This is a genomic window from Alkalihalobacillus trypoxylicola, from assembly GCF_001590785.1.
Classification (GTDB): domain Bacteria; phylum Bacillota; class Bacilli; order Bacillales; family Bacillaceae_D; genus Alkalihalobacillus; species Alkalihalobacillus trypoxylicola.
The window spans coordinates 1-25,999 of the sequence record NZ_LTAO01000037.1; the positions used below are offsets into that span (position 1 = coordinate 1).

Genomic DNA, 25,999 nt, shown 5'->3' on the forward strand with positions numbered 1-25,999 from the left:
ATGTTCCATTTTGCATTGATTTCTCAATGACTAACATTGACGAGATACCTTGTATCTCTTTAATTCGCTTGGCTTTTGTTCAGTTTTCAAAGAACTTGTTACGCTCAATGGCGACTTTTTCATCTTAACAAATGCTATTTTTAAAGTCAATATGTTTTTTTAAAAAAAAAACTGTTTAGTTGAAGTCGTCTTGGCGACAAGTAATAATATATCACACTAGTATTTTTAAGGTCAATAGTTTTTTTATAAAAAATTAAACTTATAACGAATATGATGAATTCTAGCTGCTTTACTAGGTTTATGAAGAATTCGAAGTATATTCTTCTCCACTAAAAAGTTTAATAATAATTCTATATCAATTTTATAATCTTCAACCTCTGGTATCTTCATTATATCAGCTACAGACCATTCCTTTTCCTCTCTCTTCATACAATCAATAAGATGTTGACTTCCTTCAATAGTTTTAGAATGAATGGCAAATTCGGTAGCTAAAATTAATAGCTCGATTCTTTTTTCTAACGTTTCTTCACTTTTTAAAAGTTCCTGATATAGTTTATACGTTTCAGGTTCAATTTTTCTCACCTGCTCCCAAACCGTTACTTCTGGGTAGTATCCCTGACGAATGACTGCCAATCGAGCTAAGTGATGAAGAGCGTGCATCATATTACTATACGCATCAAAATAATGACCTTTAATAAATAGTACCTTTCCTTCCTCGAACCTTCTCAGCATCTTTGTAAATTGAATCGTCATCTTTTTCGTTCTATCACCTGGAGGAAAGGTTTCGATTCTTTCTTTGACATTTGCCAAAAATTCATTGCGATCAAACACAATTTTGCCACTAACAAGCCAATCTACTAATCGACGATTATTTCCAACAATTAATGTATAATGTAAAACCTCTTCATCTAAAATATGAAGAGCTACATTGATGTTATCTAAATTATAGTGCTTAATTTCCCAATTTTTTTCTGGCTTTTCTTTTAAAACCAAAATAACGGCATCAAACCCATCGGTGATGGATGATGTTTCTCCACCATTTTCTAAAAGCAAAATTGCACAAGTATCAGGTTCACTTGCTCTATCTTGATAAAGCTGACGTAATAATATATCTGCCATTTTCTATGACTCCCCTTTCCCCTTCACAATCTTCTTTTATATATTTAAATATATCGTATAAATTATTTACTTCTACTTCAATGATTAAAAATCCTTTTTTCATATATCTTTCACAAGAAGTGTTCTCTACACTATGCTATACTCTTTCGTAGGAGGGACTATTATGGAAATAAAATATACAAATAAAATCAATAAAATTCGAACCTTTGCTTTATCTCTTGTATTTATCGGAATTCTAATTATGTATTTAGGATTGATTTTTAAAACTAATCCTATCATCATGTCCATATTAATGATTTTAGGTTTTCTAGCTATTATTGCTAGTACCTTAGTTTACTTTTGGATTGGTATGCTTTCATCCAAAACGATTCGCATTACTTGTCCGAGCTGTGAAAAGGAAACAAAAATTCTCGGTAGAGTAGATGCTTGCATGCATTGTAGTCAACCTTTAACTATGGATAAATCACTTGAAGGCAAAGATTTTGATGAGAATTACAATAAAAAGAAAATAAAAAAATAACGGCTGCCGAGTTAAGCAGCCGTTTTCTTTATGCTTATAAATAACAATCTAGTGCTGTACCTTTTTTGTACATTCTTGACATGAACCATAAATCTCCATCCGATGGCTGTGGATACGAAATCCGGTAACATGCTCAGCTAACGTTTCAACTTCATCTAAACCAGGATAATGAAAATCAACAATTCTCCCGCAATCTTGGCAAATTACATGATAATGGTCAGTTGTGACACAATCAAAACGGCTAGAAGAATCTCCGTATGTTAGCTCTTTAACAATACCGACATCTTTAAAGACACGTAAATTATTATAAACTGTAGCGACACTCATATTAGGAAATCGTCCTTCAAGTGCTTTATAAATTTCATCCGCCGTTGGATGTTTCATTGAATCATATAAATATTCCAAGATAGCATGACGTTGCGGTGTCATACGTACACGTGTGCTTTTAAGTGCTTCTATGGCATCTTGCAAGCGATGGTTTGACATCGTCATGCACCTCTCTTTCAATGCAACGATTCTTACTTTATAATTAGTATAGTATAGAAGCAAGAGCGCTGTCAATCAGTCTTTACCTCATCTTATAGCCATATCTCTACTAAAAACATTATCAATAAGCAACATTTATTGAACTTCTCTTCTTCTTCATTATCAATTACGCTATATTTTTTTAATAAAGGATTGTCTGCCTCCCTTACTTAACCCGAGCAAATATTAATATATAACCATCTAAAATTGTTGTTAAAAAACGAGACTTATACAAAACTGTTTTTACATGAACTCATGTAGCGAAATTTGAAATGGTGTGTAAAGTAAAACCCTCCTGCTTTTAATTTAAGAAGGAGGGTTCTTCTAATTTGTAGATTGTGTTGCCTCTTCATTCATGCTAACTGTCCTAGTCTCTTTCTATTTTAAAGTACTTTGCAAAAATAGAGCGGCATCTTTTACATCTATTAAAAATGAAGTATATCGATGAATATCTGTTTTTCTTCTAGGTTTATTTTTTTCTACATTTAAACAAGCAGATTGTAAAGCTTCTTTAAGCTCTTCATGATCTTTTTCTTCTAATCCAATTAAAAATGTTTTGTTGCCTTTACGAAGAAAGCCACCCGTACTTGCTAATTCAGTCATTCGATAGTCTTTTCCTCTTAATTCTTTTTCAACTTCCTCCACATAGAAGTGATCAATGATACAAACAAGAAGCTTCATTCTCATCCCTCTTTTCATTCAGTTCAAAGAACATCAGTACCCTTTAGATAGTTGTATTCGATTAATGTAGTTTTCGTGAGGTTCTTTATTTAAATATTTTATCATATTTTGTTTAAAAATTTGAATAGCTCTTGGTTGATAGAATGAAGAAATTCCAGATAAATGAGGAGTAATTGTTACCTTCTCCATCGCCCAAAGCGGATGTTCCATCGGAAGTGGCTCTTCTTTAAATACATCCAATACGGCATGTGAAATTAAATTTTCATTCAGAGCCTTCATTAATGCCTCTTCGTCAACCGTTTGACCTCTTCCTATATTAATGAAAACGGAACTATCCTTCATTTGCATGAAACGTTCTTTATTCATAAAATTTAATGTTTTAGAAGTAGCTGGTAACACATTTATGACAAAGTCCGCTTTAGATAAGACCTCATCTAATCCATCTTCTTTAACGGTTAAATCGACATTATGAACTGACTGGCCTGTTGAATTAAATCCATAAACCGTCATTTCAAATGCTTTAGCTAGCCTAGCAATTTCTTGACCGATTGCACCTACACCTAGGATAAGTAGAGTTTTTTGCGAAATTTCCATCATTGGAACCGAACGATCCCAAACATGATTGCTCTCATTAGTTATTAATGTTTTTGTTTTCCTTGCTGTTTGAAGGATACTATGAATCGTGTATTCAGCCATAGGCTTAGCATGAATACCACGACAGTTTGTTACTAATATACCCTGATCTTCGATTGCTTTAAATGGCATTTTCTCTAGCCCAGCGGATATAACCATAATCCATTTCAATGATTTAGCACTTTTAATATGGCTTTCCTCTAAATCTTCACCATACGTGATAAGTACTTCCGCTGATTTTAATTCTGTATACGCTTCTTCTATAGAATCAAAAAATAAAAATTGAATACCTTCGAATTCTTTCATTAATTCTTTTTTTAATTCATCTTTTAATTTAGCAGAAGATATAATTTTCATTTTTTTCACCTCTTTTACTTAACTATCATTAAAGTATTTTAGTTTTCTTTAATAAAATTAAGGACCTCGTTAACATGATCTTTTACTCTTACTTTTCTCCACTCTTTAAGGAGTGTCCCTTTTTCATCTATAATAAAAGTAGAACGTTCAATCCCCATATACTCTTTTCCAAAATTCTTTTTCAACTTCCAAACTTCATAATCCTCTGCAACTTTATGATTTTCATCCGATAATAGTAAAAAGGGTAATTGGTGCTTTTCAATGAATTTTTCATGTCGGTTTATCGGATCTGGACTAACGCCTAATATTACCGTATTAAACTGTTCAAATTCACGACTAAAATCCCTGAAATCACAAGCTTGTGTCGTACAGCCAGGTGTCATATCCTTTGGATAAAAATAGAGGACCACCTTTTTCCCATTAAAATCTGCTAGTGAAACTTCTTCTCCATTATTAGCAGGTAACTTGAAAGCAGGAGCTTCTTTTCCAATTTCTATACTCATTTAGAAATCATCCTTTCCTTGGTTGTCTCTATATAGAGTATCGAATATCCTGAGCGAGCACAACTTTTCTACATAAGCCCCTTTAAAAATTTGTCGATTTTTTTATGTTTACGTTCTAAAGAGAATGGAAATATAAATCGTAGTTATTTTTAAAGATCAATTGGAGATTTTCAAAACAAATATGGCAAAAAATATAATATTTTGAATATATAAGATTAATTATTGTATTAACTATATAAATCTGCTAATATTTTTTTTAGTAGCTATATGTGAGTACGATCTCCAGCAAAGAAAATAAATCAATCTATTTTTGATGAAGGAGGACCTCCTAAGTGCATTCATTATCAAATGATTTACTAATCCAAAGCTATATTCAAGCAAAAGAACTTAACTTAAGCACAGATTTTATTGAACTTCTCATAGAAGAAATGACACGTAGAAACATATCACCATCAATGATCAGACATACAGAAACGAACACTATATAATACTCCCTTTATATTCTTGTTAGATACATAAAGAGGAGTCCTCACTCTCTTTTTCTTCCATTTGTAATACCTTCAACAATAGTTCATGATACCGAACATTCTTCTTGCTCAATAAACTACATTATGTTTGAATTACTATCATAATGAGTTTAAGAACAGTTATCGGAGGTTATCATGCAAACTATCAATTCAGAGAAGCTTTTTTCAGAAGCTAAACAACATATAGTGGGAGGAGTTAACAGTCCTTCGCGCTCATACAAAGCAGTTGGTGGAGGTTCGCCTATCTTTATGGATTATGGGAAAGGAGCCTACTTTTGGGATGTAGACGGCAATAAATATATTGACTATTTAGCTGCTTATGGTCCTATTATTACTGGACATGCTCATTCTCATATTACAGAAGCTATAAAAGTTGCTGCTGAAAAAGGTGTTCTTTACGGTACTTCAACCAAACATGAAATTAAATTTGCTAAAATGCTAAAACAAGCTATTCCTTCACTAGAAAAAGTCCGTTTCGTTAATTCTGGTACAGAAGCAGTAATGACTACTATTCGCGTAGCCCGTGCTTATACTGGACGCGATAAAATCATTAAATTTGCTGGATGTTATCACGGACATTCCGATTTAGTATTAGTAGCAGCTGGCTCTGGGCCTTCCACTTTAGGAACACCCGATTCTGCTGGTGTAACCAAAAATACAGCAGAAGAAGTTATTACAGTCCCCTTTAATGATGTGGATGCTTATAAAGAGGCCTTGGAAAAATGGGGAGATCAAGTAGCTGCTGTTCTTGTAGAACCAATTGTGGGTAATTTTGGTATTGTCGAGCCTAAAGAAGGCTTTCTAGAAGCGATTAATGACTTAACACATGAGGCAGGTGCCTTAGTGATTTATGATGAAGTAATCACAGCATTTAGATTTATGTATGGAGGTGCACAAAATTACCTTGGTGTAGAACCTGACATGACGGCTTTAGGGAAGATTATTGGTGGAGGGCTACCAATAGGTGCTTATGGCGGAAGAGTGGAAATTATGGAAAAGGTAGCTCCGCTTGGACCAGCCTATCAAGCCGGAACGATGGCTGGAAACCCAGCATCTATTACAGCAGGAATTGCTTGCCTTGAGCTTCTGCAACAAAACGGCGTTTATGAACATCTGGATTCGCTAGGTGAACAGCTTGAGGAAGGGATATTAGCTTTATCTAGAAAACATCATATCCCTATTAAAGTAAATCGTCTTAAAGGCGCTTTAACGATCTATTTCACTAACCATAATGTAACTAACTATGAAGAAGCAGAGCAATCTGACGGAGAGCTATTTGCTCTATTTTTCAAGGAACTTCTGAAGCAAGGTATCCATTTAGCACCTTCAAAGTATGAAGCCTGGTTTTTAACGACTGAGCATACAGAAGAAGATGTGAAGGAAACCCTAAGAGCTGTTGATGAAGCATTTGCGGTTCTTTCTTTGCATGTTTAATATTTTGTGAACAAATAATAGTTACCCCTTATTTAATAAAAAGTGCTGTCTCTTTTAAGCTAGGTGTTGATTTTATAATCACCATCTAGCTTATTATGGGTTTATCATTATTTTTCATAAAGTTCCTTAAGAACTAGAAAACTTTTATCTGAAAATGACTTGCTTATTAACTATAATAACGGTATAGTACGTTCGGTACTGTTATAAAATGAATATAAGAGACATGTTCTAAATAGAGTATAAGAAAGGTTTTATTATTCTCTCATATTCTTCATTTAGATTATTTAAAAACAATAAACAATCATTAAAATAGGAAAGGAATTTCAAAACAAATGAAACTTGGAGCTCGTATTTTTAAAACGGGTTTAGCTGTAACACTTGCAATGTATGCCGCAATATGGCTAGGTTCTGATTCAGCAACCTTCGCTGCAATTGCAGCTGCATTCGCTATTCAACCGTCTATATATCGTACTTTCCAAACCATTTTAGACCAGGTTCAGGCCAATTTAATTGGAGCGATCCTTGCTGTATTATTTGTTCTTACTTTTGGTCATGATCCATTTGTAGTAGGTGTCGTTGTTATATTGGCGATTGCTCTTATTTCAAAATTGAAGCTAGAGCCTTCTACCATACCGCTAGCCATAGTAACCATTATTATTATTATGGAAAGTCCAGCAGCTAATTTCGTCGAGTTTGCCTCAGACCGTTTTCTTCTTATTATGCTTGGTGTTCTTACGGCCTTTATTGTAAATTTATTTTTTATTCCGCCAAGGTATGAAACGAAGTTCTATCAGTTAATGCTGCGCGAAACGGATAGTGTTATACAGTGGATTATGCTTTTATTAAGACAAGATGCTGATCCACGCTCATTAAAGAAAGATTTAAAACATATTGATCATCAAGTTCAAAAAATAGATAATCTATATAATCTTTACAAAGAAGAAAGAAATTACTTTCAAAAAAATCGTTATAGCAAAGCTCGTAAGCTAGTTTTATTTAGACAAATGATTATCACTATAAAAAAATCGATCTTTTTATTAAAGAATATTGAAAGACGTTTTGAGCATATTAACCAATTACCAGATTCTATTCAAATTCAGTTTGAACTTCATCTTGATTTATTAACTAATTTTCATAACCGAATATTACTTAGGTATGTTGGTAAAGTGACATCTTCTCCCTCCGAAGAAACACTACATGATTTAGAAAAAGGGAAGGAAGCCTTAACCCAAGCTTTTATTAAAAGCTATGATAGTAAAGGTTTATCTGAAGAAACATGGATGTATACTTTCCCAGCCGTTTCGCAGATTATTGAATATCAAGAAGAACTAGTTCACCTTAACCATTTAGTCAATAGCTTTTTTAAATATCACCAAGAAGAGAATACACTTACTATCGAAAAAGAATAAAACAAAACAACCAGCTTCTAGCAAGTTGGTTGTTTTTTGATGATATTGTGGCTATTTTTTTGAATATCATTAATATTTAAGTTATACGATGAATGGACCATACTGTTCCTGAAGGATCGGTTTCACCTAAATTTAAGCTTATAGTCAATCCATTTGCAACATAAAATAGACCAATCACATCACCAGCGTTAAGCTGGACATCAGCATTTAATGAAACAGAGCCACTACCTAAAATCGTCCTTAAGGTAAGTAACAACGCTATATTTACATTCAATACTGGAAATAGGGCTGTCGCTAAATTTGTCACAGTTGGTGAAGTTCTTTGAATAACAAATGACGGATTTACCCCTGCACCTAACTGAATCGAAATCGCAGCTGTTGTTGAATAGCTAATGATAGCCTTAATTGAATAACGGCCAGTTGCAGGTATCGTGTAGCTACCAGTAGTAGGGTTAAAACCTGTACCCGTGTAATAAGGACTAGCTACCGTCCAACCACCTAATTGTGTTGATGCCGTGGTAGATGTAACAGCTCTTTGTGCAGAAAACCCTGTTAATGCAACATTAGGACCCGTAACCCCTGTAACACCCTGTGGACCGGTTACACCAGTCACTCCTGCTGGTCCTGTAATTCCGGTTGCTCCGGTAATTCCTGCTGGTCCTGTAATTCCGGTCGCTCCGGTTACTCCTGCTGGTCCTGTAATTCCGGTCGCTCCGGTTACTCCTGCTGGTCCTGTAATTCCGGTCGCTCCGGTTACTCCTGCTGGACCAGTCACTCCGGTTGCTCCGGTAATTCCTGCTAGACCTGTAATTGCTGGTCCTGTAATTCCGGTCGCTCCGGTTACTCCTGCTGGACCAGTCACTCCGGTTGCTCCGGTAATTCCTGCTAGACCTGTAATTCCGGTTGCTCCTGTAATTCCTGCTAGACCTGTAATTCCGGTTGCTCCGGTTACTCCTGCTGGTCCTGTAATTCCGGTTGCTCCGGTTACTCCTGCTGGTCCTGTAATTCCGGTCGCTCCGGTTACTCCTGCTGGACCAGTCACTCCGGTTGCTCCGGTAATTCCTGCTAGACCTGTAATTCCGGTTGCTCCNTGCTGGTCCTGTAATTCCGGTCGCTCCGGTTACTCCTGCTGGACCAGTCACTCCGGTTGCTCCGGTAATTCCTGCTAGACCTGTAATTCCGGTTGCTCCGGTTACTCCTGCTGGTCCTGTAATTCCGGTTGCTCCAGCAGCGGCTAACAATGTGTAATCCGGCGATGTTCCGGGTGTTCCCGTTGGTGGCGCACTATTCACCACATAGGTGCTTCCTTCAAACGTAACCACTTGACCAACTGGGTAGCCTGGTGCCGCTACTGGATCAAAGATGACCACTCCATCTAATCCTACTCCGGTTGCTCCTGTTACACCTGGAATACCAGTCGCTCCGGTTGCTCCTGTGACTCCCGCTGGGCCTGTAATGCCTACTCCTGTCGCTCCGGTTATTCCTTGAATCCCTGTCACTCCTGTAGCTCCAGTAACTCCTGCTGGGCCGGTAATTCCGGTCGCTCCAGCGGCGGCTAACAATGTATAATCTGGCGACGTTCCCGGTGTTCCCGTTGGTGGCGCACTATTCACCACATAGGTGCTTCCTTCAAACGTCACCACTTGACCAACTGGGTAGCCTGGGGCAGCTACTGGATCAAAGATGACCACTCCATCTAATCCTACTCCCGTTGCTCCGGTTACACCTGGAATACCAGTCGCTCCGGTTGCCCCAGTGACTCCCGCTGGGCCTGTGATGCCTACTCCCGTTGCTCCCGTTATCCCTTGGATTCCTGTCACACCCGTAGCTCCAGTAACACCGGTCACTCCTGCTGGTCCGGTAATTCCGGTCGTTCCGGCGGCGGCTAACAGCGTATAATCTGGCGACGTTCCGGGTGTTCCCGTTGGTGGCGCACTATTCACTACATAGGTGCTTCCTTCAAACGTCACCACTTGACCGACTGGGTAGCCTGGTGCCGCTACTGGATCAAACGCTACCACTCCATCTAATCCAACCCCGGTTGCTCCGGTAACTCCTTGAATTCCAGTCGCTCCGGTTGCTCCTGTGACTCCCGCTGGGCCAGTGATGCCTATTCCCGTTGCTCCCGTTATCCCTTGGATTCCTGTCACACCCGTAGCTCCAGTAACACCTGTAACTCCTGCCGGACCAGTGATGCCTATTCCCGTTACACCCGTCACCCCTTGAATTCCTGTCACTCCTGTTGCTCCAGTAACTCCTGCTGGACCGGTAATTCCGGTTGCTCCAGCGGCGGCTAACAATGTGTAATCTGGCGACGTTCCCGGTGTTCCCGTTGGTGGCGCACTATTCACTACATAGGTGCTTCCTTCAAACGTGACGACTTGACCAACTGGGTAGCCTGGTGCTGCTACTGGATCAAAGGTTATCACTCCATCTAACCCGACCCCGGTTGCTCCGTGGGTAGCCTGGTGCTGCTACTGGATCAAAGGTTATCACTCCATCTAACCCGACCCCGGTTGCTCCGGTTACACCTGGAATACCGGTCACTCCTGTTACACCTGTGACTCCCGCTGGGCCAGTGATGCCTATTCCCGTTGCTCCAGTAACACCGGTCACTCCGGCTGGTCCGGTAATTCCGGTTGCCCCGGCCGCTGCTAACAATGTATAATCTGGCGATGTTCCGGGTGTTCCCGTTGGTGGCGCATTATTCACCACATAGGTGCTTCCTTCAAACGTGACGACTTGACCAACTGGGTAGCCTGGTGCTGCTACTGGATCAAAGGTTATCACTCCATCTAACCCGACCCCGGTTCTGGGTAGCCTGGTGCTGCTACTGGATCAAAGGTTATCACTCCATCTAACCCGACCCCGGTTGCTCCGGTTACACCTGGAATACCGGTCACTCCTGTTACTCCAGTGACTCCTGCTGGGCCTGTAATTCCGGTTGCTCCGGCGGCGGCTAACAATGTGTAATCTGGCGACGTTCCCGGTGTTCCCGTTGGCGGTGCACTATTCACCACATAGGTGCTTCCTTCAAACGTGACGACTTGACCGACTGGATAGCTTGGTGCTGCTACTGGATCAAAGGTTATCACTCCATCTAACCCGACCCCGGTTGCTCCGGTTACACCTGGAATACCAGTCGATCCGGTTGCCCCAGTAACTCCTGCTGGTCCGGTAATTCCGGTTGCTCCAGCGGCGGCTAACAATGTGTAATCTGGCGACGTTCCCGGTGTTCCCGTTGGTGGCGCATTATTCACCACATAGGTGCTTCCTTCAAACGTGACGACTTGACCAACTGGGTAGCCTGGTGCCACTACTGGGTCAAAGATGACCACTCCATCTAACCCAATCCCGGTTGCTCCAGTTGCACCTGTAACCCCTGGTAGCCCTGGTAATCCCGTAGGTCCTGCCGGTCCAGTTGGTCCCGTTAATCCTCTTGGTCCAGCTGGTCCTGTAGCTCCACCATTCCAAAATGGATTTCTTGTAATAGGTAGATTTGTATGACAAGAACATTGCTTTCTATTACAATGACAATTCCTTGAAAATCTATTCATATATAAACTCCTTTCTTTTCATAATATAGAAATATGAAGGAATCTATCATTTGAAGCACGGCTATTAACTAGTTTCAATAAATTTTTACAAAAATAGGTATCTATTGAGCGTTATCATAGATTAATAACTAGTAAATATGAGTTGTAAATATGAGTTAATAAAAAGGAAATCTTTTTAGTCGCCTATTTCAGTTTTCTTCTAAGCGGTCTATTAAACTTTTGCCTATCACAGCAAAAATCTATAAGAACAAGGTTTATTACCTATCTTTTTCCTATCAAAAAAACCTGCTAAAAAAAGCAGGTTTTTTGTGTTCTATTGTAATTGTTGTACATCAAATAATCGTTTATAGCCACTTCTCTGTTGAGACATTAACTCTTCATGTGTTCCAACTTCTTTTATTTCTCCATTTTCTATTAAGACAATTTTATCTGCGTGAGTGATTGTTGATAAACGATGTGCGACAATAAAGGTTGTTCGCTCCTTGGCTAACTCCTCTAATGCTTCTTGAATATAATGCTCACTTTCTAAATCCAGTGCTGACGTCGCTTCATCAAATATTAGTATTGGTGGATTTTTTAGGAAAACTCGTGCGATTGCTATTCTTTGCTTTTGTCCACCTGAAAGCTTCACACCTCTTTCGCCTACTTCGGTCTCATACCCATCAGGTAAATTGATGATAAAATCATGAGCATTTGCGGCTTTTGCGGCTCTAACTACTTCTTCATCGGTTGCATTAGGGTTCCCCATCAAAATATTTTGTTTTACCGATTCACTGAATAAAATATTATCTTGCAAAACCATTCCGATTTGATCTCTTAATGATCTGATCTTGAATTTTCTAATATCCATTCCATCTAATTTTATTGCCCCTGATGTTACATCATAAAAACGTGGAATTAAGCTGATTAACGTACTCTTTCCGCCTCCACTCATTCCAACAAAAGCAACCGTTTCTCCACTTTCGACCTTAAGATTTAAATTCTTTAAAGCCGGTACTTTCTCATCTTCATAATAAAATCCTACATTTTGAAATTCTAATTCACCGACTGTTTTGTTTAAAGTCTTTGCCTCGGGACCATCTTTAATGTCATATTTTTCATCCACAAACTCAAATACTCTATCCATAGAAGCAATAGATTGTGTTAAAACGGTTGATGAATTAACTAAACGTCTTAATGGGCCATATAGTCTTTCCATATATAGAACAAACGCTGTCATTACCCCTATTTCAACTACATCATTTATAGCAAAATAACCAGCAACAGCAATGACAAATAAAGGAGCTATATCTGTAATCGTATTGACAACGGCAAATGTCTTTGCATTCCATTTAGTGTGCTCTAATGCTTTTTGCAAAAAGTTTCCATTCCGTTTTGCAAACTGTTTCTGTTCGTGATTTTCTAATGCAAAACTTCTTATCACACTCATGCCTTGAACACGCTCGTGAAGATGCCCTTGTACTTCTGCCAAAGCTTGAGAACGGACTCTTGTAATTTTCCTAAGCCGTCCGTAAAAATATTTAACGGATAATCCATATAAAGGAAACATCGAAACAGCTACAATAGTTAGCCATACATTCATATTAAGCATAATAATAATAGCAATAAAAATAGTAAATAAATCTAACCAAATGTTCATTAAACCTGTTATGACAAAATTCTTCGTTTGCTCAACATCATGAATCACTCTCGAAATAATTTCTCCTACTTTACGATTCGAATAGAATCTCAAGCTTAACTTTTGAATATGGCTAAATAATTGGTCTCTTATATCATATAAAATTTTGCTCCCAATCCATTGAGCATAATATTGACGATAATATTCTACGGGTGGACGAACCACAATAAATATAAACAACATAATTCCCATTAATTGAAACAGCATTGCCTGCTTCTCAGAACTTGTTAGCCCATCTTGCAATATAATATCATCAATCACATATTGAACGACAAGCGGTATAAGTAACGGAATACCAAACTTTAATATTCCAATGGAAATCGTAATGATAATCTGTTTTGTATAAGGCTTAACAAACCTCATATAACGCTTAATACTCCCCAACTTACTAAACGCCTCCTAACTATTTTTAGTATTAGCCTGTAAAAGAAATAAACTCTATAAAAATGTCCATTTCTTGATTCTATCGTAAAACGAATTGAATAACATCAAAAAAAGCCTGAAAAATTCAGGCCCTCTTCAAAAACAATCTGCAAAAATGCACAATATTTACATCTTTTTGTTTATCTGTATTGTAAAAAACGCTCATACCAATTTTCAATGAATTGAGGAGCAAATGGACCTTTTCTTTGATGAATCCAAGAAACTAGTGTCTCAACACTTCTCTGTAAAATGGCATCTAGCTCCGGGGGATAATTCATTTGTTTTTGGTGAAGCTCATACTCATCCTCATCTAATAGTTTAAACGTCATATCAGGGGCAACTTTTATGTCAAGGTCATAATCAATATATTTTAAAGCCTCTTCATCCCATGTAAACGGGGTACCGATATTACAATAATAATGAATTCCGTCTGAACGAATCATAGCGATCGTGTTAAACCATTGCTCTGCATCAAAATAACATATAGCTGGCTCTCTCGTACGCCAATTACGACCATCTGACTCCCTAACAAGAATTCGATCATTACCTGCAATCACAACCTTTGACGTCCCTTTTAATATGATCGTGTCTTCCCAAATTCGATGAAGTGATCCATTATGCTTATAGCTATGGATCTGAATACTACTACCAACTCTGGGAAAATTCATTTTAAGCTCCTTTCTGTGTAACTTTTTGGACGCCTGTAAATAGAATTAACTCCATGTTAAACAACTCTACCTCTCAGTTATTTACGTTTCTTCTAATTTACATACCTACACTGCTTTTCAAGAAAATCTAATTATTCTTTTACATTATACCGTTTTCTATCTTCTTTTGAAATGGTTACTACCCTAGTATTAAGAAAAATGGTAATATGACTAGTCCATAACGGCAAAAATCCGTATCAATCCTCAAGTTTTTCTACAATGCGATTTATTCAATCATTAAACGAGACTCCACTAAAATAAACCCTGTTCTATAAGAGCAAGGTTTATAAGCATCATTTTTTTAATAAGAGATAAAGGAAATAAGGAGCACCAATTAGAGCAACCATAATTCCCGCTGGAATACCTTCAGGTTCAAAAATATTTCGTCCAATTGTATCAGCTACCACTAGTAGCCAGCCTCCTCCTAATAATGCAATTGGTATGTATAGCTGACTTCTTGGTCCTATAAGTGCTTTTGCAATATGTGGCGCCATTAAACCTATAAAGGCTATTCCACCTGTTACAGAAACTGCTAGGGCTGCTAATGCGACCGCAATCGTTAAAAGAACCATGCGTTCCTTTTGAAGAGAAACTCCAAGACCAATCGTTACAGAATCATTTAATCTCAATACGTTTAATTGGTTTGCTTTTATAAAAATAATCGGAATAAACAAGAGCAACCAAGGCAGGATAGCCCAAATAAAAGGCCAATCAGTACCCCAAATATTTCCTGATATCCATCTAGCAATAAAATCGACTTTTTCTCTTTCAGCAGCCGAAATTAATACCACCATGATGCCCGATAAGGCCATCGAGAAGCCGACTCCGATTAAGATTAGTTTGGTTTGGTGAATACCCCTTCCTTTCTCATATGAAAATAAATAGATAAGGCATGCCGTTAAAAAAGCTCCTACAAAAGCAACTGCTGGTAAAACATATATAAAGACACCCGTATCAATTGGAAAAAATAAATAGAAAATAGCAATGGCTACTCCGGCACCTGCATTAATCCCAATAATCCCAGGGTCTGCCAAGTCATTTTTGGTTACAGCTTGTAAAATGGCCCCTGACATTGCAAGTGCCATACCTGCTAATAAAGTGATAATCATTCTAGGTATTCTAATCGAAAATAAAACGAACTCTTCTTTAAAATCCCCAAACCCAAATAATGTCGGGAGAATACGATTAAAGGATAAAGAAGAATAGCCTAACCCTAAGCTTATTAATAAAGTAAAAATAATGAATAACATTAAAACCACTACTATTATGCGCTGCTTTTTCAAAATAGAGTTATGAATCATTAGCTATTCCTCCCCCTTTTCGAACGATATAAAGAAAGAAGGGAAGTCCTAACATCGCCACTATTGCTGAAACAGGAGTTTCATAAGGAGCATTAATCGTTCTCCCTACGGTATCTGCTATCATCATAAAACTTGCTCCAACGACAATGGATGCTGGGATAATCAATCGATAATCATGCCCTACAATCGATCGAACGATATGCGGAATCATGAGACCAATAAATACGATATTCCCTGCTAATGAAACAGCTGCTCCCGCCAAAATAACCGTTAGTAAAAAAAGAATCCCTTTCATTAAGAACGTACTTTGACCTAACCCTACAGCAACCTCATCACTTAAGCTTAAAATAGAAAGCTGTCTCGATAAAATCATCGCTACTATTAAGGTGATTACTATAACAGGTATGAGCCATTTTAATTGACCCCACGTCGTTCCAATAAGGCCACCAGCAGTCCACATGGATACATCTTTAGACACCTTAAAATACAATCCGATCCCTTCTGAAATAGCAAGTAAAAAAGCAGATATAGCCGCTCCCGCTAATACAAGCCTAAAAGGAGTAAAACCACCTCTTTTGGAGGCTCCTATCCCAAATACTAAAAAGGCACCGATAGCTGCTCCAATAAAACAAGCTATCATAATCCCAAAATAATTTAAGGAAGGAAACCAGACAATCGCCACAGCGAGGGCTAGATTTGCTCCCGCATTTAATCCAATTAATCCTGGATCGGCTAAAGGATTTCGCGTTAATCCTTGCATGATACTACCTGAAACCGCTAGAGCAGCGCCGATAAAGATAGCTGCAATGACCCTAGGGTATCTTAATTCTTGTAAAAGCGTAATTTCTTCATTCTTATTAGTAGAAAATATCGCTTGCCATACATTCGTCCATGTTACATTAGCAGCACCGAAATAAAAGGCTGCGAAAAAAGATGCCACAAATAGAATAAGTAGCATCATTATTTTTAACATAAATGGAATTCTTGTCTTTCGATTAACTTCTTTATTATCCATAAGTTTTAATCCTTTTTTACCGCTTAATATTAAAAAACGCTTTACTCAAGAAATTTCTCTTTGAAAAACTCTAACTGCAGTTCTAACGTTAATGGATCATTAAAGTAGAATTCTTTAGCGTCAGCCTCAAACACTTGACCATTTTGAACCGCAGGAATATTTTGATAAGATTCTGTTTCCTGGTATGAATTATCACTTCCATCTGTACTGATCACCATATAATCACCTGCATAGTCACCAATAACCTCATTAGATAGAGCAAAATATCCATCTGCTAATGCAACTTCTTGAACTTTTTCAGGCATATTCAATTCCATTTCCTGATATAAAATCTCGGTTCCTCTTGCAAAATTATCTCCAAATACATACATTTGTTTATCAAACGTTTCAAACACAGAAACGGTAGCATCCTCACCAATTTTTTCTTTTATCTCTCTACCAGCTTCCTGAGCTCTCTGTTGGAAATCATCTACCCATGATTGTGCTTCTTCTTCTTTATTAAGAAGTTTGCCTATTTCTATATGCTGAGTTAAATAATCTAAATTTCCATAAGTGTACGTAACCGTTGGAGCAATTTGATTCAGTTTGTCTACATTTTTAATATTTGACAAGCCGATAATTAAATCTGGTTCTAGCTCGAGGATTTTCTCCAAGCTTTCATCCGTTACTTCTTCGACTCCTTGTAAGTATTCATCATAGCGAGGATTAATTTTCGACCAAGAATCTACTCCGACTAGTGGTACATCTAATGCCATTACATTTCCTGCAAAACTAGAAAGAACGATGACTCTTTCTGGATTTGTCGGAACCTCAATGGGTCCATTTTCTGATTCATATGTGAAGGTTTCACTTGAGCCCGTTTCTTCTGGAGCTTCTCCCTCTTGTGCATCATTTTCTGAAGTATTACATCCGCTAGCTATAAGAGCTAGTAGCAGTACGATTAGTAGCATATATTTTTTCATGATTTTTATCCCCTTTAATTAAACTATAAGTCAAACAAATAGGTTTTTCTGTTATTGGATCTTTGCCTATAATGGCATCGATTTCAAATACTTCCCTTAAAACGTTAGGTGATATAACTTGTTCACCCGTTCCAGTCTTGACGATTTGACCATCTTTCATGGCAATCAAGTAATCAGCAAATCTTGCAGCTTGATTTAAGTCATGTAATACCATGACAATCGTTCGACCTTCTTCAGCATTTAACCTTTGTAAAAGCTCTAAAATTTCTAATTGGTGTGCCAAATCTAAATAAGTGGTTGGTTCATCTAAAAAAATCATTTCTGTTTCTTGTGCCAAGGCCATCGCAATCCAAACTCGTTGTCTTTGTCCACCCGAAAGAGAATCAACCGTACGATATTTAAAGTCCTTTGTTCCAGTCATTTCAAGCGCTTGGTCAATAACATCCCAATCCCTTTTCGTTAATCTTCCTAATCCTGATTGATGAGGGTAACGACCATATGAAACTAATTCTGAAACGGTTAATCCACTAATCGACTCTGGAGTTTGTGGAAGAATAGCTAACTTTTTCGCAAGCTTTTTTGTCCCTTCACGAGATATACTCTCTCCATCTAAAATAATCGAACCAGACTGTTGTGGAATAATTCTTGTCATAGCTTTTAATAAAGTTGACTTGCCACATCCATTGGCTCCAATAATAGTGGTTATTTGCCGATCTGGAATTTTTAATGAGACATCTTTAACGATTAAAGAATCTCCATAGCCTATATGTACATTTTCAGTAAAAAACCTAGTCACCTTATTTCCTCCCAACTAAGATTAACTCAATTGATAACCATTATCATCACATAAGCTACAATTAATATAAAGTCATTGATAATGATTGTCAATATCTATTGCTAAAAAGTCAAAGAAATTGTATAGTTAATATTGATAATGATTATCATTAAAAGAAGGAAGTGAACCACCTATGACTACAGAGGAGCTTTTTGATGTAACGATTATTGGTGCTGGACCTGCTGGTCTATATTCAACCTTTTATAGTGGCCTAAGAGAAATGAAAACAAAAATTATAGAGTTCCAACCTAGATTAGGTGGTAAAATACATGTTTATCCTGAAAAGATGATTTGGGATGTTGGTGGACTTACCCCACTTTCTGGTGAACAGTTAATTAATCAACTAACTGCACAGGCATTAACTTTCAATCCTGAGGTCGTATTAAATGAAAAAGTCGAATCGATCTCTCGCAATCAAGACGAAGTATTCGAATTATTAACTACTTCAGGAACTATACATTACTCTAAGACAGTTATTGTAGCTGTTGGAGGAGGAATCCTTACACCTCAAAAATTAAACATTGAGGGTGCTGAGCGTTTTGAAATATCGAATTTAAACTATACCGTTAAATCCCTTGAACGCTTTAAGGATAAAACCATTATTATTTCAGGTGGTGGAAATTCGGCGATCGATTGGGCAAATGAACTTGAACCCATAGCTAAGCAAATTTACTTAGTTTGTCGAAAAGACCAGTTTAAAGGTCATGAAGCACAAGTTAATCAAGTGATGAATAGTCACTGTTGTGAATGTTTGTTACAGTGCTCCATTACAAAGCTTTTAGCCGATAACAACCATGAAAGAATTAAGCAAGTAGAAGTAACCAATCTTGATTCAAATGAAGTGGAGTATTTAGACATTGATGAAGTTATTATTAATCATGGATACGAAAGAGATAGCCAATTATTAAAAAATAGCTCTTTAGATATCGAATTAGTCGATGATTTTTATATAAAAGGAAATGCGAAAAGTCAATCCTCGATTCCTGGTTTATATGCTGCCGGTGATATTCTTAACCATGAAGGAAAGGTTCATTTAATAGCAGGCGCTTTCCAAGATGCAGCTAACGCTGTCAATCAAGCCAAGCAATTTATCCAACCAGAAGCTACATCCTACGGAATGGTCTCTTCTCACAATGAACTATTCAAGGAGCGAAATAAAAACCTGATTAAAGAAGCACTACAATTAAAATAATATAAAGTTTCCCATACATAAAAAAGCAGCGCTCTGGCGCTGCTTTTTTTACTATTATTATTGTTGGTTTTTGTTCTTTTTTTGTGCAGATTTAGCATTTTGCTGTCTTACTTCTTGCGCATCTGTTTCACTAGCAAATTCAGTGTTGTAGCTAGATCCTTGCTCAGAAGCTTGGTTTTGCTTCTTTACTTGTTGAGCGTTTGTTTTTGATTGTTGGTTATCCATTATTAATCACCTCCACAAAAGTTAACATGCCCTAGAGGTGATTTTTTATCCGTTATTTCTCAGAAAAATTTTTCAAACCATTTTATTTTAGGTTAGTAAAGAAATACCACCATCTACTATGATCGTTTGTCCCCTAATCATTTTCGATTGATCAGATACTAAAAACATTACTGCGTTTGCAAGATCTTCAGGTTCCACAATTCTTCCGGCAGGTGTTTTCTCGGCTGCAGCACTTAGTAATTCTTCTCGATTTGGAAAGTGTGTTAAGGCATCTGTATCAACTGCACCACCAGAAACTGCATTAACTACAATGCCTTTGCCTGCTAGTTCCACAGCTAAATAACGGGTTAATGCTTCGACAGCTGCTTTTGAGACACCTACGGTTGTATAATTATCTAAATATCTAATAGAACCTAATGAGCTTAAGCTAACAATATTGCCTCCTCCATTTTTCTCCATACGCTTTGCTGCTTCCTGTGCACAAAATAACAATGCCTTACTATTAATGTTCATCGTCCAGTCCCAATGATTTTCTTCTAATTCCATTAATGGTCTTAACACTCCAGAAGCCGCATTATTTATGAACACATCTAAGCGATCAAATTCTTGGTCTATTTTTTCAAACATTTCCTTAATTTTCTCAGGTTTACCTACATTAGCTTTGATGATAATAGCTTTTTGACCCAGCTTCTCAATTTCTTCAGCTGTTTCTTGAGCTGCCTTTTGATTACGAGCATAATTAACCACAATATCATACCCTTGTTCTGCTAAACGTATAGCTATACGTTTTCCAATTCCTCTACTACTTCCAGTTACAAGTGCTACTTTTCGAGCCATTTTGGCCGCCTCCTAATACACGATAAATTAAATCTGTTCCATCTTAGAGGTATCTAACTCTTCAGCTTCCTCTCTTCATTATTATATCGTATAGTTCCTTGTCGGAAAAGAAACACTAAAGAAAAACAGGAGATGACAGTATGTCAGATATTAGAGATATGACTGAATTAACTATGCTTCCTAAAACAAATTGGACCGATCAGGAGCTTCAATATTTTCATCATAGCTTTCAACAAATTACTCCCTATTTAAACCAAGAAGGTGGAGCCATTCATCGGGAGATCGTAGAAGAAATGATAAACAGAAAGAAAATCTAGTCTTACCAATATTACCTCTTCAAGTTATTCCTTTTTTTTCTATCGATTTTTTCGTATGATGAAGGTGTGAAATTATTGAATGAGGTGGTTATGAAATGAAATCATTAGTTTATAAAGAATATGGAGAACCGAGTGTACTAACAATCGCAGAAATGCCTAAACCACAAATAAAGGAAAATGAGATTTTAGTGAAAGTGGAAGCAAGTGGAATTAACCCAGTAGATACTTATTTTAGAAAAGGGATTAGAAAAGTAGAAAGCTTTCCTCATATTCCTCACTTTGATATGGCCGGAACTGTGATAGAATTGGGGTCTGAAGTGACTACTCATCAAATTGGTGACCGAATTTGGGCATCCAATGCTAAAGGAGCTTCTGGTGAATATGTTGCCTTAGACTCCTCAATAGCGTTTCCTTTAAATGAGCTACCTTTTACTCATGGTGCTGCGATTGCAATGCCTTTTCTTACCGCTCATTTGGCATTATTTTTTCGAGGAGAACTTAAAGAGCATGATATCGTTCTCATATATGGTGGCTCTGGTGCAGTCGGACATGCGGCTATTCAATTAGCCAAGTTAAAAGGTAGTACCGTTATAACTACTGTAAGTACAAAGGAAAAAGAGAAAATAGCTAAAGCCGCTGGGGCAGATTATGTGATTAATTATGTTCAAAGTAATGTTGAAGAAGAGATCAAGAAAATAACTAATAATCAAGGTGGTGTTTCGTTAATTTTAGACATGTCACTAAGTGAAAATATGGAAGCGGATTTAAACATGATTAAAAACGGTGGAAAGATTATTACGATAGGGTCACCTAAAAATAACACACCCCCTTTATTATGGAGACAGCTCAATCAAAAAAACGCTGCTTTATTAGGATTGTTATTATTTACAGTACCAAAAGATGAATATATAAAAGCCGGTAAAGAAATTAGTGAATCCATCTCTGAAGGACTTATCGAAGCACATCAAATGGAAGTATTTAAGCTTGCAGAAGCGTCGACAGCCCATCAAGCTTTAGAAGCACATCAAATTCTTGGCCGAGCCATCCTGGTTCATTCTTAAAATCCATTAATTTTCTCTCATACACTCCTTCTATCTGGATAACCTAAAAAAAGGTCCATGGAAGGAGTGTTAATTTTGGAAAAGCAAAAGTATTACATTAATTTAAACCCTATAAGTATGGATACAATAAGTCCGACAAAAGTTGATGATGGTCAATTAATCGAATATGAAATTGAAGCTACCGAAACGGAAAAAAGTGACTTAGAAAATCTCTTACATGAAGTTCAATCTCATGATGTAGAACTAGGGAATTTATTTAGTTTTAAACATTTCGATACGTTTAAAAGCGACCTCGATCAATCAGAATATCAAAATGGTTTAGACGATATTTATGAAGCTATATACAGACTGGGGACTGCAGAAACCAAAAGAAAGCTCGAAGAAATTCATTTAGTCAATGATGACTTATAAGGCTGTGACCATGCTCATTAATCATATATGACACACATGTTAGGTGACCGGCTGTTCGCTCCACCAAGACACTTCACGTTGGGGTGTCGCCGAAAAAACTTTTTTTAGAAATTGGATTTCGGCATGGCAACTTTCTCCCACTGAAGTCTCCGTGTCTTGTGTCCACTAATTTCCGTCTTTTATAGAGAAACGTTCAAAAGAACCCTTCTTAAAAAGGAGGGTTCTTACTCAATATTTGTGTTTGCATCCAGTATTTCAAGTTTCGCTATATGTGATCATTTAAAACAGGTATTATCCCATCTTTCACTAATCTAAAAATGACTGTAGGATTGTCCACCATCAACATTCAAAGTCGCTCCAACTACCCAGCTTGCTTTCTCTGAACTTAAAAATAAGACCACTTGACTGACTTCTTCAGGTGTACCAAACCTACCAGCCGGTATTTCCTTTTTAACAAAATCTTTCATCTTCTCTGGATTTTCATCTATACGCTTTTGCCAATTTCCAGTAGGATGAAGAATGGAGCCAGGTGCTACTCCATTAACCCGAATTCCAAATGGGATGACTTCATCTGCCAATGCTTTTGTAAAGCTAATCATGGCAGCTTTGGCATTGTTATAGGTGGGCTTCCCTCCCGATTCCCTTCCAAAAATAGAAGAAATGTTAATAATACTACCTTGGCCGGTCTTTTTCATGACAGGAAGAACTAATTGACTCATATGCACCGCTGAGAAATAATTAAGCTGAAAGGCGTCCTCAAACAACTGAAGAGATGTTTCTTCAATGCTAGCTCCATTACTACCACCAACATTATTAACTAAAATATGAATAGCACGGTATTTATCTAGTATTTCCTTCATGACACGATTACGTTCCTTAGTAATAGATAGATCACCCTTTACAAAAGTAATCGTTTCAAACTCATCTAGCCAGCTTGGATTTTCTCTAGCAACAATAATGACATTTGCTCCTTCATTAGCAAAAGCCTTACTAATAGAAGCTCCTATACCTTTTGAGCCTCCTGTTACAATTACATTTTTATTGGTCAAATGTAAATTCATTGGATTCTATCCTTTCATTAATTGATTTGATATAATCTTTTGAAATGAAACAGGAAATGCATACCTCTCAATATCCTTTTCTGATACCCAAATTTGATTTTGCCTTAATTTCATTTGGTCAGAAATCTTAGCTTGATATACATGTATTTCCCATTTAAGGTGAGAAAAAACATGATCTATAACATCAATAGGACCCTCAAATGAGGAAAGCTCCGTCTCTAAAAAACTTTCTACTTCTTTTCGTACTAGGTCAACTTCGTTTTCTAGAGTGCTTGTCTCAAGATACGGAAATTGCCAAAGACCAGCAAGCAAGCCTTTTTCAGGGCGTTTTTCAATGATTAATTCAGATTGATCATTCCAAACCATAAGAACATTCATTTTTTTAATCTTTTGTGATTTCTTTTTTGTTTTTACAGGGAGCTGACTTTGCTTTCCTCTTTCATAAGCACGACAATGCTCTCTTACCGGACATAGCAAGCATCCTGGTGATGTTGGTGTACAAACCAAGGCTCCAAGCTCCATTAGACCTTGATTAAAAGATGAAGGATCTGCTTGAGGAATTAATTCATAAAGAGCATCCTCAAATATTTTTCTTGTTTTCGGCTTAGCAATATCCTCCTCTATGTCTAATGCTCTTGATAACACTCGCATTACATTTCCATCAACCGCAGGCTCCACTTTACCAAAGGCAATACTAAGGATGGCTCCAGCTGTATAAGGTCCAACACCTTTTAATTGTGAAATCTCCCCTCTTGTCTCTGGTACTTGTCCTTGATAGTTCTCCACTACTTCTCTGACCGCACTTTGTAAATTGCGTACTCTAGAATAATAGCCTAGCCCTTCCCAAGCTTTTAAAATTTGCTCTTCATTCGCATAAGCGAGATCTTCTAACTTCGGAAATTCCCTCATAAAATTCGTGTAATAAGGAATAACTGTATCGACTCTTGTCTGCTGTAGCATAATTTCAGACACCCAAACTCGATAAGGATCTTTATTTTCTCTCCATGGTAGTTCTCTCTGATTTTCAATAAACCAAGTAACTAAATCCTTTTGAAAAGCATTCGTATTAAATTCTTTTAATATCGCTTCTTTCATTTTTTTACTCCTTACGTTCAAAGGCCCAGCAATGAATTTTTTTACTTCCACCCTCTATAAACGGTATAATACTTTTGAAAATAGGCTCTGATTCAGATTGTCTAGTCTTTTTTATTTCTAAATACTTTTCATAAGACGGCACTTTAAACATTTCTACATACAAGCTTCCTTGCTCGATTGATTGAAACCACTCGTAATCATTTCCTCCAGATTGGATAACCTTACTTTTCACTTCTGGCATCCACTTTTCATATTCTAACTTACATTCTTCTTTAATTTTATACTCCATAAAAACTTGTAAAAAATTTTTCACTTTTAGTAAACTCCTTTTTAAATTCATTAAATCAGGGTATAAATAAAATAAATCCTAAATCAATGTTTCATAAGCAATTACTTATTTCTGTTATGTGTGTCATTTCATTTATATGAAATTGAAGAGCTTTCCCTAATCAATTTCGACTATAGCCATAACTCAATAGTTTTGGTATGATTGGAAAATCCTTTATGATAAAGAATAAAAAAATCAAAGTATTCACCAAGAAGGAGGCATCCAAATGGATACTGGAACACATGTAGTAATGGGATTTGCCCTTGGTGGATTAGCAATGGTTGACCCAGTTGTCGCCACTGACCCTCTTATGCAAACAACCGTGCTCGCTGCCACATTAATTGGTTCTCAAGCACCTGACTTTGATACAATATTGAAATTAAGAAATAATGCCGTTTATATCCGAAATCATCGTGGTATTACCCATTCTATTCCTGCCATACTTTTTTGGCCGATTCTTATAACAGGAGCCATTTCCATCTTTGTACCAGCAGTAGCATGGCAAACTATATTACTTTGGTCCTTTATTGCCGTATTTTTTCACGTCTTTGTTGATATTTTTAACGCTTATGGAACACAGGCTTTACGCCCTTTTTCCAAAAAATGGGTAGCATTAGGTGTCATAAATACATTTGATCCTTATATCTTTTTTACTCATTTAGGGGCTGTAATCATGTGGGTATTAGGTAGTCCACCGGTCATAACCTTTGTAGGATTATATTCAGTAATGCTCCTCTATTATATTTGGCGAGTGTTAGAAAAAAGAAAAGTCGTTCTTCATGCTCGAGCTCTTCACCCTGAAGCTACTCATGTGTTTGTATCTCCATCACTTCGATGGTATCAATGGCACCTGGTTATTCGAACAAAGGAAATGTTATATGTTGCTGAATCAATTCATAATGAAATCAATTACTTTGAAAGCTATCCATTCGAACCGATTCCAAATACAACAATTATGAATGCTGCGAGAAAAGATGATAATTTATCAGCCTTTCTTTCTTTTTCTCCAACCTATCGTTGGGAAATCGAAGAGCTTGATCATTATACGGAAGTTCGGTTTATTGATTTACGCTACCGCAGTAAAGGTCATTATCCTTTCGTAGCCATCGTTCAATTAGATGCTAGGTTATCGATTAAAAATTCTTATACTGGATGGATTTTCAATGAGGATAAGCTAAAAAAGAAACTAGATATTCTTCCCGATTAAAAAACAATCAGACTGCAGTCTAATCCTTTTAAGTATTGAACGAGCTAAATCATTCGTTCAAAGCTAAGGACGAAGACTA

The 25,999-nt window shown here is 37.1% G+C and carries 25 protein-coding genes and 1 pseudogene; 9 read left to right on the forward strand and 17 right to left on the reverse strand.

Going from position 1 to position 25,999, the window contains the following annotated elements; translation table 11 throughout:
* Positions 1-243: 243 nt before the first annotated feature.
* On the reverse strand, positions 244-1,119 hold the full coding sequence (locus AZF04_RS17550; RefSeq protein WP_045489701.1) for a nucleotidyltransferase-like protein: 876 nt from the start codon (positions 1,117-1,119) through the stop codon (positions 244-246).
* Between the two features lie 163 nt (positions 1,120-1,282).
* Between AZF04_RS17550 and AZF04_RS17555 the strand changes: the two genes are divergently transcribed.
* The gene (locus AZF04_RS17555) at positions 1,283-1,639 is read left to right on the forward strand and encodes a YgzB family protein (protein WP_061949888.1); all 357 of its coding nucleotides are present in this window, start codon (positions 1,283-1,285) and stop codon (positions 1,637-1,639) included.
* Between the two features lie 48 nt (positions 1,640-1,687).
* On the opposite strand, the gene perR is transcribed toward AZF04_RS17555, so the two are convergent.
* The 4 genes from perR to bcp all read right to left on the reverse strand — a co-directional run bounded on the left by perR (position 1,688) and on the right by bcp (position 4,338).
* On the reverse strand, positions 1,688-2,125 hold the full coding sequence (perR, locus tag AZF04_RS17560; RefSeq protein WP_061949889.1) for a peroxide-responsive transcriptional repressor PerR: 438 nt from the start codon (positions 2,123-2,125) through the stop codon (positions 1,688-1,690).
* 417 nt (positions 2,126-2,542) lie between these two features.
* Positions 2,543-2,845: a cyclic-di-AMP receptor gene (locus tag AZF04_RS17565; RefSeq protein WP_061949890.1), complete on the reverse strand. Its 303-nt coding sequence runs from the start codon at positions 2,843-2,845 to the stop codon at positions 2,543-2,545.
* A 33-nt stretch (positions 2,846-2,878) separates the two neighbouring features.
* On the reverse strand, positions 2,879-3,835 hold the full coding sequence (locus AZF04_RS17570; protein ID WP_061949891.1) for a D-2-hydroxyacid dehydrogenase: 957 nt from the start codon (positions 3,833-3,835) through the stop codon (positions 2,879-2,881).
* A gap of 38 nt (positions 3,836-3,873) precedes the next feature.
* Positions 3,874-4,338 (reverse strand): thioredoxin-dependent thiol peroxidase, encoded by a 465-nt coding sequence (bcp, locus tag AZF04_RS17575; RefSeq protein ID WP_061949892.1) that lies wholly within the window; start codon positions 4,336-4,338, stop codon positions 3,874-3,876.
* A 332-nt stretch (positions 4,339-4,670) separates the two neighbouring features.
* Here bcp and AZF04_RS20795 point away from each other — a divergent pair, with 332 nt between their 5' ends.
* The 3 genes from AZF04_RS20795 (at position 4,671) to AZF04_RS17585 (ending at position 7,708) form a co-directional block, all read left to right on the forward strand.
* Positions 4,671-4,826 (forward strand): sporulation histidine kinase inhibitor Sda, encoded by a 156-nt coding sequence (locus AZF04_RS20795; RefSeq protein ID WP_081766789.1) that lies wholly within the window; start codon positions 4,671-4,673, stop codon positions 4,824-4,826.
* A gap of 174 nt (positions 4,827-5,000) precedes the next feature.
* A complete protein-coding gene (locus AZF04_RS17580; RefSeq protein WP_061949893.1) occupies positions 5,001-6,299 on the forward strand; it encodes a glutamate-1-semialdehyde 2,1-aminomutase in 1,299 nt (432 codons plus the stop codon).
* 332 nt (positions 6,300-6,631) lie between these two features.
* Positions 6,632-7,708 carry an aromatic acid exporter family protein gene (locus tag AZF04_RS17585; RefSeq protein ID WP_061949894.1) on the forward strand — a complete coding sequence of 359 codons (1,077 nt, stop codon included), beginning with the start codon at positions 6,632-6,634 and terminating at the stop codon, positions 7,706-7,708.
* 76 nt (positions 7,709-7,784) lie between these two features.
* On the opposite strand, the pseudogene AZF04_RS22160 reads toward AZF04_RS17585, so the two are convergent.
* The 7 genes and pseudogenes from AZF04_RS22160 to AZF04_RS17635 form a co-directional block, all read right to left on the reverse strand.
* A pseudogene (locus AZF04_RS22160) lies at positions 7,785-10,923 on the reverse strand (beta strand repeat-containing protein); the annotation flags it as partial.
* A gap of 655 nt (positions 10,924-11,578) precedes the next feature.
* The gene (locus tag AZF04_RS17610; protein WP_061949898.1) at positions 11,579-13,327 is read right to left on the reverse strand and encodes an ABC transporter ATP-binding protein; all 1,749 of its coding nucleotides are present in this window, start codon (positions 13,325-13,327) and stop codon (positions 11,579-11,581) included.
* 179 nt (positions 13,328-13,506) lie between these two features.
* Complete coding sequence (gene ntdP / locus AZF04_RS17615) at positions 13,507-14,034, reverse strand: nucleoside tri-diphosphate phosphatase (protein WP_045487824.1); 528 nt, start codon at positions 14,032-14,034, stop codon at positions 13,507-13,509.
* A 332-nt stretch (positions 14,035-14,366) separates the two neighbouring features.
* Positions 14,367-15,374 (reverse strand): FecCD family ABC transporter permease, encoded by a 1,008-nt coding sequence (locus tag AZF04_RS17620; RefSeq protein ID WP_061949899.1) that lies wholly within the window; start codon positions 15,372-15,374, stop codon positions 14,367-14,369.
* Entirely contained in the window at positions 15,364-16,389 is a 1,026-nt protein-coding gene (locus AZF04_RS17625; protein WP_061949900.1) for a FecCD family ABC transporter permease, read from the reverse strand. The genes AZF04_RS17620 and AZF04_RS17625 overlap by 11 nt, the downstream gene beginning before the upstream one ends.
* 41 nt (positions 16,390-16,430) lie before the next feature.
* On the reverse strand, positions 16,431-17,351 hold the full coding sequence (locus AZF04_RS17630) for an iron-hydroxamate ABC transporter substrate-binding protein (RefSeq protein WP_061949901.1): 921 nt from the start codon (positions 17,349-17,351) through the stop codon (positions 16,431-16,433).
* Positions 17,302-18,147, reverse strand: coding sequence for an ABC transporter ATP-binding protein (locus AZF04_RS17635; RefSeq protein WP_061949902.1), 846 nt, complete (start codon positions 18,145-18,147; stop codon positions 17,302-17,304). Before AZF04_RS17635 ends, AZF04_RS17630 begins: the two co-directional genes overlap by 50 nt.
* Before the next feature lie 172 nt (positions 18,148-18,319).
* Between AZF04_RS17635 and AZF04_RS17640 the strand changes: the two genes are divergently transcribed.
* Complete coding sequence (locus tag AZF04_RS17640) at positions 18,320-19,378, forward strand: NAD(P)/FAD-dependent oxidoreductase (protein WP_061949903.1); 1,059 nt, start codon at positions 18,320-18,322, stop codon at positions 19,376-19,378.
* Positions 19,379-19,435: 57 nt separating this feature from the next.
* Here AZF04_RS17640 and AZF04_RS17645 read toward each other — a convergent pair whose 3' ends face one another.
* Together AZF04_RS17645 and fabL are read right to left on the reverse strand one after the other, a co-directional pair.
* On the reverse strand, positions 19,436-19,603 hold the full coding sequence (locus AZF04_RS17645) for a gamma-type small acid-soluble spore protein (RefSeq protein ID WP_045487843.1): 168 nt from the start codon (positions 19,601-19,603) through the stop codon (positions 19,436-19,438).
* A gap of 87 nt (positions 19,604-19,690) precedes the next feature.
* Positions 19,691-20,440 carry an enoyl-[acyl-carrier-protein] reductase FabL gene (fabL, locus tag AZF04_RS17650; RefSeq protein WP_061949904.1) on the reverse strand — a complete coding sequence of 250 codons (750 nt, stop codon included), beginning with the start codon at positions 20,438-20,440 and terminating at the stop codon, positions 19,691-19,693.
* A gap of 140 nt (positions 20,441-20,580) precedes the next feature.
* Between fabL and AZF04_RS21450 the strand changes: the two genes are divergently transcribed.
* The 3 genes from AZF04_RS21450 (at position 20,581) to AZF04_RS17660 (ending at position 22,229) form a co-directional block, all read left to right on the forward strand.
* Entirely contained in the window at positions 20,581-20,757 is a 177-nt protein-coding gene (locus tag AZF04_RS21450; protein ID WP_169802505.1) for a hypothetical protein, read from the forward strand.
* A 95-nt stretch (positions 20,758-20,852) separates the two neighbouring features.
* Complete coding sequence (locus AZF04_RS17655) at positions 20,853-21,818, forward strand: NADPH:quinone reductase (protein ID WP_061949905.1); 966 nt, start codon at positions 20,853-20,855, stop codon at positions 21,816-21,818.
* Between the two features lie 75 nt (positions 21,819-21,893).
* A complete protein-coding gene (locus AZF04_RS17660) occupies positions 21,894-22,229 on the forward strand; it encodes a hypothetical protein (protein ID WP_061949906.1) in 336 nt (111 codons plus the stop codon).
* 311 nt (positions 22,230-22,540) lie between these two features.
* On the opposite strand, the gene AZF04_RS17665 is transcribed toward AZF04_RS17660, so the two are convergent.
* From AZF04_RS17665 to AZF04_RS17675, 3 genes are read right to left on the reverse strand one after another with little or no spacing between them, the layout of a single operon-like run.
* Positions 22,541-23,290 (reverse strand): SDR family NAD(P)-dependent oxidoreductase, encoded by a 750-nt coding sequence (locus AZF04_RS17665; RefSeq protein ID WP_061949907.1) that lies wholly within the window; start codon positions 23,288-23,290, stop codon positions 22,541-22,543.
* A gap of 6 nt (positions 23,291-23,296) precedes the next feature.
* Positions 23,297-24,385 carry an A/G-specific adenine glycosylase gene (gene mutY / locus AZF04_RS17670; protein WP_061949908.1) on the reverse strand — a complete coding sequence of 363 codons (1,089 nt, stop codon included), beginning with the start codon at positions 24,383-24,385 and terminating at the stop codon, positions 23,297-23,299.
* Positions 24,386-24,389: 4 nt separating this feature from the next.
* On the reverse strand, positions 24,390-24,698 hold the full coding sequence (locus AZF04_RS17675) for an MFS transporter (RefSeq protein ID WP_153017295.1): 309 nt from the start codon (positions 24,696-24,698) through the stop codon (positions 24,390-24,392).
* A gap of 241 nt (positions 24,699-24,939) precedes the next feature.
* Between AZF04_RS17675 and AZF04_RS17680 the strand changes: the two genes are divergently transcribed.
* Complete coding sequence (locus tag AZF04_RS17680) at positions 24,940-25,920, forward strand: metal-dependent hydrolase (protein ID WP_061949910.1); 981 nt, start codon at positions 24,940-24,942, stop codon at positions 25,918-25,920.
* Positions 25,921-25,999: the final 79 nt, after the last annotated feature.